The 7146-nt window shown below is 62.5% G+C and carries 7 protein-coding genes; 2 read left to right on the top strand and 5 right to left on the bottom strand.

Translation table 11 applies throughout. The features are described from left to right. Positions 1 to 261 (top strand): transposase (locus tag ACFWAY_RS52635; RefSeq protein WP_378516376.1); only part of this gene is annotated, 261 nt, incomplete at its 5' end. Positions 262 to 817: 556 nt separating this feature from the next. On the opposite strand, the gene ACFWAY_RS52640 is transcribed toward ACFWAY_RS52635, so the two are convergent. Then, positions 818 to 1609 (bottom strand): alpha/beta fold hydrolase, encoded by a 792-nt coding sequence (locus ACFWAY_RS52640; RefSeq protein WP_378516377.1) that lies wholly within the window; start codon positions 1607 to 1609, stop codon positions 818 to 820. Positions 1610 to 1709: 100 nt separating this feature from the next. On the opposite strand from ACFWAY_RS52640, the gene ACFWAY_RS52645 reads away from it, so the two are divergent. Then, a complete protein-coding gene (locus ACFWAY_RS52645; RefSeq protein ID WP_378516378.1) occupies positions 1710 to 3158 on the top strand; it encodes an IS1380 family transposase in 1449 nt (482 codons plus the stop codon). Between the two features lie 456 nt (positions 3159 to 3614). Here ACFWAY_RS52645 and ACFWAY_RS52650 read toward each other — a convergent pair whose 3' ends face one another. From ACFWAY_RS52650 to ACFWAY_RS52665, 4 genes are all read right to left on the bottom strand, one after another. Continuing rightward, positions 3615 to 4040, bottom strand: coding sequence for a heme-binding protein (locus ACFWAY_RS52650; protein ID WP_378516379.1), 426 nt, complete (start codon positions 4038 to 4040; stop codon positions 3615 to 3617). Positions 4041 to 4225: 185 nt separating this feature from the next. Next, a complete protein-coding gene (locus tag ACFWAY_RS52655) occupies positions 4226 to 4888 on the bottom strand; it encodes a 3,4-dihydroxy-2-butanone-4-phosphate synthase (RefSeq protein WP_378516380.1) in 663 nt (220 codons plus the stop codon). Continuing rightward, positions 4885 to 5382 (bottom strand): flavin reductase family protein, encoded by a 498-nt coding sequence (locus ACFWAY_RS52660; protein WP_378516381.1) that lies wholly within the window; start codon positions 5380 to 5382, stop codon positions 4885 to 4887. The genes ACFWAY_RS52655 and ACFWAY_RS52660 overlap by 4 nt, the downstream gene beginning before the upstream one ends. 268 nt (positions 5383 to 5650) lie before the next feature. Beyond that, entirely contained in the window at positions 5651 to 6943 is a 1293-nt protein-coding gene (locus ACFWAY_RS52665; RefSeq protein WP_378516382.1) for an LLM class flavin-dependent oxidoreductase, read from the bottom strand. Positions 6944 to 7146: the final 203 nt, after the last annotated feature.

The raw sequence follows: 7146 nt of genomic DNA on the forward strand, positions 1-7146 counted from the left end.
AAGGCCGTCACCGCCTTCGCCGACTCCACGGGCGGCCGACTGACCCTGTTCCGCATCCCCGCCTACTCGCCGCAACTCAACCCGGACGAATGGGTCTGGAAGAACGTCAAACACGACCGCATCGGCCGATCCGGCATCACCGGGCCCGACCAGTTCAAGACCCTGTGCACCCGGGCGCTGCGGCGACTGCAACGCATGCCGCACCTCGTCCGCGGCTTCTTCGCCGACCCCCACCTCGCCTACATCCGCGCCGCCGCATAGCCAGTCGACATACTTACGCTCGCCTTAGTAATTACCCGACTGGTGGCCGACGTGAGCAGTTCCTCACCTCGACATGGCTGTCGCCTCGCGGTACGAAGGCACGCTGGGGTCCGGGGTCGAGGCGGCAAGCCAACGCCTTGCCAGCGGCGGCTGGGTTGAGGATTACGAGCGCCGAACCCCAGCTCAGTGGATCGGCACCATCGACAAGATGACACTCCTCCTTTGGGGGCGCGACGACAGGTTCTGTCCGACCGACGACGCATTTCACTACTTGTCCGCGCTTCGGCGGTCCGAATTGCTCGTGTTTCCGGAAACGGGCCACTGGCTACCACTCGGATTGCGAAACCAGGGTTGCACAGTGGGACCGAACCACGGCCCGAGGTGGGCGAGCGCTGGCCTTCGATACCGCGCTCTGCCGTTACCGCAACACCGTCGAGCGTGGTTTGAACCGACTCGAACACTGGCGCGGTGTCTCAACCCGCTACGACAAGTACGCCGTCATTAACCTCGGCGGAGTACTCCTCGCCTCAACGATCACAACCCACCGACTGCGCAATTAGCAGACAGAACTCAGCCACGCATCGACACGCTGTGCGATCTCCTCAGACCCGTTCTCGATGATGAAGTTGTGCCCATGGCCCGACAGGCCCCAGTCCGTGGCCAGTCGGGTAATCGGTACCCCTAACGCTGTCGACGTCTCCTCCGCCCTCGCCTCTGGTATGAGCTGATCTTGGTCCGCGACAAGTAGGAGCACGGGGGTCTGACTCCCCCAACCCGGCGCGACAGCGGGATCTGTTTTCAGATCCATATTCAGCCCGAGGGATGCGTTGAAGATTCGGGGGGTCAACGGCACGAGTGATGATCGATAGTTGCCAATCGCCTGCTGTGGAAAGCACTCGCTGTTGGCGAACAGCGAACGAACCATCTCATCTGTGAAGACCACACATTGGTCCAGGGGAGCTGGATCCCAGCCTGCGACAGGGCTCTCCACGGAGGCCGGGGCAAGCGCTGCGATGGCACGGATCTTGTCTGGATGACGCTCGGCCACTTTCAGCGACAATGCGGCGCCGATGCTGTGTCCGACCATCACGACCGGGCCTGTCTGTTCCAAAAGTGCAATGAGGCCGCCAACAACGTCGTTTGCGGAAACTGCGACGTTGTCCAGTGTGAGGCCGCTCGAGCGCCCGGTTCCCGGCCAGTCGACTACGAAGACGTCCCATCCAAACGCAGCGAACCTGGGTGCCCAGCCCGCGCGACCATCGGGAGTCGTCGTCCACGCGGTCCCGGTGTGGAAGCCGCCATGGACCATGACGAGCGGGCCCCTTAACCTGGATACACCGATTGGCATGAGCGCCTGAGAGTGTCATAAAGACGAAATGCCCTGCGGTGGTGAAAGAATCGATCTTGTCTAGGAACCGATTCACACCACAACGGAGGGCATCTCGCGGATGCAACTATCTCACACCCGGCCCGTGAAGGCCGCCAGGTTCGATGATCCCAATCTTGTGTCGACCGCCGGACTGGTCCCGGTGATGGCATTGGCCCAGGCCAGCGGCCTGCTCACCCTCGCCGATCAGCACCTGATCGTGCCGACGGACAAGGGTGCTAATGCCGGCCGCAAGGTCGGGTCCCTGGTCGGTGGCATGGTCGGAGGTGCCGACAGCATCGCCGACCTGGCACTGTTGCGGCACGGGGCGATGGGCACGGTCTTCGACCGCCCGTACGCACCGTCGACGCTGGGATCGTTCCTCCGTCAGTTCACCTTCGGGCACGTCCGCCAACTCGATGCCGTCGCCTCGAGGTTCCTGTGCGCTCTCGCCCAGCGATCACCGCTGGTTTCGGGGATCGACACCGGCCGGGTGCTGGTCGATATCGACGACACGATCATCGAGGTTCATGGTCACGGCAAGCAAGGCTCCGGATACGGATACTCCGGGATCCGCGGGCTGAACGCGCTGCTCGCGACGGTCACCACCGACACCGCGGCGCCGGTGATCGTGGGGCAGCGGCTGCGCCGGGGTGCGTGCGGCTCCCCGCGGGGTGCCGCCCGGATCGTCGCCGACGCCCTGGCCACCGTCGACCGCCTCCGCACGGCGGCCACCGACCCATCCACTGACGCAGCCATGGACGCCACGGACGTACCGAAAGCACTGATTCGGGTCGACTCCGCGTTCTATGGATACCCCACCCTCGGTGCCGCGATCGCAGCCGGAGCCGATGTCTCGGTGACCGTGCGCCTGACCTCGACCATCAAGCGAGCGATCGAATCGATCGACGACGACGATGCCTGGACGCCGATCGAGTACACCGACGCGATCTACGACGAGGACACCGATACCTGGATCTCGCGTGCGGAGGTCGCCGAAATCGACTTCACCGCGTTCGCCTCTCAGCGCAAGGCGCACCGGATTCCGGGGCGGTTGGTGGTGCGGCGTATCCCCGACCTGCGGCCGAAGAAGGACCAGGACCAAGGCACGTTGTTCGATATCTGGCGGTTCCACGCGTTCTTCACCACCACCGACCGAGACGACCTCGATACCGTCGCCGCCGACAAGCTGCACCGTCAGCACGCGATCGTCGAGCAGGTGCACGCGGACCTGAAGAACTCCGCGCTCGCGCACCTGCCCTCGGGTCGGTTCACCGCGAACGCGGCCTGGCTGGTCTGCGCGGTGATGGCGTTCAATCTCACCCGCGCCGCCGGCACCCTCACCGACGATCCGAAGCTGGTCAAAGCGACCACCGGGACCATCCGGCGGACCGTGGTCTCGGTGCCCGCGCGGATCGCCTCCTCCGCCCGGAAGTTGACGCTGCACCTACCCACACATTGGCCCTGGGAGTCAGGATGGATAGCCCTGTTCGACAACGCATTCGGGCGCTCCGATCCGATCATCGTCTAACACCCGCGATACCTGTCCAGCATCGACGCGAAAGCCCCAGTGGAACAACCCGATACGAGAGGTCGGACGATCACCGATGCCCGCACCCCACCCGCTGCCGCACAGCGACACTCACGGCGACCCCATCAGCTGATCGGTGCATTCGGGCTTAACACCTTGGCTCCCGGAGACGGCCGCCAGTGCTGTACATAGACCTGATGCGGGACTTGCCCAACGAATCGCTCCGACATCGATACCACAACGTCGTCGTCAGTGGTGATGGGGTCCAACTTGTGTCCAGGTTGTCAAAAGGTCGAACTGCCGCCGCAGATCAGGCGTTGGGCAGCAGTGAAGGATCGTCATTGTATGTCCGGCGCCACCAGTGCCGCGCGGGGCAGACGCGTCCTACAGCCGGCCGTGTTGGCAGGAATCGGATGCTCGCTGGTTCGCCACTGACAGGTGTCGGATGGCGACCGATCAAGGTTGGGGGACTAGACCTACGGCCTCAATGCCTGCTACGGCGACGGCCTCGTCGTTGTCGGAGGTGTCCCCGGAAACTCCGACGGCACCCAGTAGGGACCCCTCCGTCTCACGTACAAGAACGCCGCCAGGGACAGGCACCAGCGATCCACCGATTGCGGCGGTTGCCGCGGCAATAAAGTATGGCTGCTGCTCTGCCCTGCCCATGAGCGAACGGGAGCCGATCCCGAGTGCAAGTGCTCCATGGGCCTTGCCGAACGCGATTTCAAATCTCTTGTTCGAGGCCCCATCCTCGCGTTCAGCTGCCAGTACGTGTCCCCCGGCGTCGAGGACAACAATTGTGAGCGGCTCGAACCCTTTGTCGTTGGCACATGTTCGAGCCGACTCAATGATTCTTCTCGCCGTTCCGAGGTCAATGGTCATGCGTTTCTCCATCACTATTTTGTCGCACTGTCACCTTCGCGCGGTCAGGAGAACCTTGCCGCGCCTCGGAGGCGCTGGCTAGGCCTCCTGGTACCGCTGTAACGTCTTTCGAAGTGGCGCCCCCCGAGCTGGAGGCGGGACACATGCGGCCGGCAAAGTCGAACAAGACATCTCGTGCAAGGGCATTACGGGAAGAGGTGTGCGGGGACGGCGCGGTTCTCCAATCTCGCTGCACCACGGGCCCCTCGATGGGCATACTCCGCCCGGCGGGGATACGTGAGCAGCTCGGCGATGTCCAGAACAGGGAGGGTGTGTTTGGCGGCGAGGTCTTCAATTCCGGCCCGCGGCAGCACGTGACCCTGGTCGGCTACGAGCGTGGCCATTACAGCGACCTGGGGCAGTCCGGCTAGTGTGCACAGATCGACGGCAGCTTCCGGATGCGTGAGGCGTTCGAACGCGCCGCCCGAGTGGGTGCATAGCGGTAGCACGTGGCCCGGCCGAACCAAGTCGGTGGGGCTTGTGCAGGGAGCCGCCAACGTGCGGAACGTGCGGGCGCGGTCCACGGCACTGATCCCGGTGGTTACTCCGTGCCGGGCGTCCACACTCACGGTGTATTGGTCGTCGAGGGTAACTTGGTTGCGCGGCACCATCGGAGGAAGGTCGAGCTCGTCGGCTCGGGCTTCTGACATCGGCGCGCAGAGCAGGCCAGAGGTGTGCCGCACAGTCCATGCAACCCACTTCATGTCTACCCCGTGTGCGGCCAGGACTACGGCGCCGGCACCGGTCGAATCAACAGTGAGCACCGGTCGTCCCTCCCGTAGTGAGGCCAGCGCCGCGTCGACTCTCATGCTGATTCCTGTTGGATCCGGTGAAGACCACTGCGGTGAAACACGATCGGTGCGACGTTGGGCTGAAGACTCAAATCGTTGATGCGCAGCACGATAATCGTATGGTCGCCTGCTGGAAGTTCCTGCTCGACCGAGGTGTTCAACCACACACTGGCTCCCTCGATGAAGACGGCGCCGCCCTCATGTGTATGAGTGGTCAACCCCTCGAATCGGTCTCCGATCTTCGCTGACAGCGATCGTACCGCCCCATTGTGTGTCTCCCCGAGAATGCTGATTCCAATGCGCGGCGATTCTTGTAGTCGTGGCCACGTCGCCGAGGTGTTCTGCGGGCAGACAGCAACTAGCGGAGGATCCAGCGACACCGAGACAAAGCTACTCGCCGCCATACCGATCCGTTCACCACCGATCTCCGCACACACCGCAACCACTCCACTCGGGTATTGGCCGAATGCCTCTCGAAGGGTTGGCCCGTCCAGGGTCGACTGCGCGATCATGTGTGCTCCCTCCCGGAGGATTTCAAGATAGCGTCGCCTGTCATCACGGTCGTTTCCATGTATATGTACCTCACGTTTCCGAGTCGGGTTCACCGTCGGTGTGGTTGCGCCCCAATGGAAGGGGCACACCTGATGGCGGAGGAGGTCGTGGTCACGCGCGTGCTTCGGCACGCGTGGGGGTTCACCGGAGCCACCCGATGAGCATCGATGTGGTTGTGGCGTAGATTCATCCAGTCGGACCAATTCTCACCACCGCCAGCGGGGGGAATCAGCTGAGAAGGTTCCCACGCAGGGTGGAGGCACTGTACTCCTTGCGGAACACTCCGCGGCGTTGAAGCTCGGGCACGACTGAACGGCAGAATTGTTCATGTGAGCCGGGGAAGGTTGTCGGCATGATGACGAACCCGTCGCACGCGCCCGACTCGAACATGTCCTGGAGTTCATCGGCGACGCTTTCCGGCGTACCGACCAATGAACCTCCGCGCGAGCGCTTTGCAGCTGCTTCCGCCAGTGTGACCCCACTCTTCTCTGCGAACTGGCTAAGTTCGTCAGTCCTGCCTCGGGTTCCCTGGTTTCCTCGAACGTTGCTGACTTCTTCGAGGGTCTGATGTTTGCTCAGGTCGGCACCGACCGATAGGGATGCATACGCCAGGTCATACTCGCTGTGCTGCAGACTATCCAGGTAATCGGCCCGTTCGCGAGCGATCGAGTCGGTCTCCCCCAGGATCGGAGTCACTCCGGGAAGGATCTTGCATGAGATTGGGTCTCGGCCGGCCTCCACGACTTGGCGTTTCATATCTTCGTAGAAGGCAACCATCTCCGCTCGACTGCCTTGTCGAGTGAAGACGACTTCCGCCCATCGCGCCGCGAACTCCCGTCCCCGATCAGAACTGCCTGCCTGCATAATGACCGGATGTCCTTGAGGGCTCCGTGGTGTCGGGAGCGGTCCGCGCGATTTCACCCACTTGCCTTGATAATCGGCGTAGTGAACCTTGTCTGTATCGCCGAAAACTCCGCGACGCTTGTCGAAAATGAACGGATCGTCGTCCCACGTGTTCCACAGAGCGCTACATGCCTCCAGTACCTCGTCCGCACGGTCGTAGCGCTCACCATGCGGAGGCAATCCGTCGAGCCCGGCGTTGGCTGCCTCGAGTTCGCTGGTGGATGTTACGACATTCCAAGCCACACGCCCCTTGCTCAACATGTCGATCGAGGCTAGGGAGCGCGCGATATGGAATGCGTTGTGGAAGCTGGTCGAGATTGTCACGCCCAGACCAAGCCGCGTCGTAACTCGCGCCATGATCGGAAGAACCGTCAGAGGATCGAGATAGCTGTTCTGTCCGCCCGAGCGAATAAACATCTCGAGCCCCTTGTAGGTGTCGGCCACACCGAAAAGGTCGGCGAAGAATGCGCCATCGAACTTCGCAGCCTCTAATGTCTGGGCCATGTGTTCGTAACGGACCGGATCGAAAATGTCGTCCAAGGTCGCCTCGGGGTGCCGCCATCCACCCGAGTGCAGCGCAGTCGGGCCAGTCTTCAGGTATCCGATCAAATTCATCATGCGAGTCATGATCTATCCCTCTTCTGTTGCAATCGTTTGTCGTCTGATCAATTTTGACTTCAGCAGCACAGTGAATGTGCACGTCGGCCGGCTGCCGGGGTGGTTTGTGTCATGCGTCGCTGAGGTCGACGGTGCGGTTGTCGCCGATCCGGTATGCGCAGATGGCGCTGAGTGTGCAGAATGCTGCGAGCATGATCGAGACA

The organism is Rhodococcus sp. NPDC059968, assembly GCF_042738615.1.
Classification (GTDB): Bacteria; Actinomycetota; Actinomycetes; order Mycobacteriales; family Mycobacteriaceae; genus Rhodococcus_F.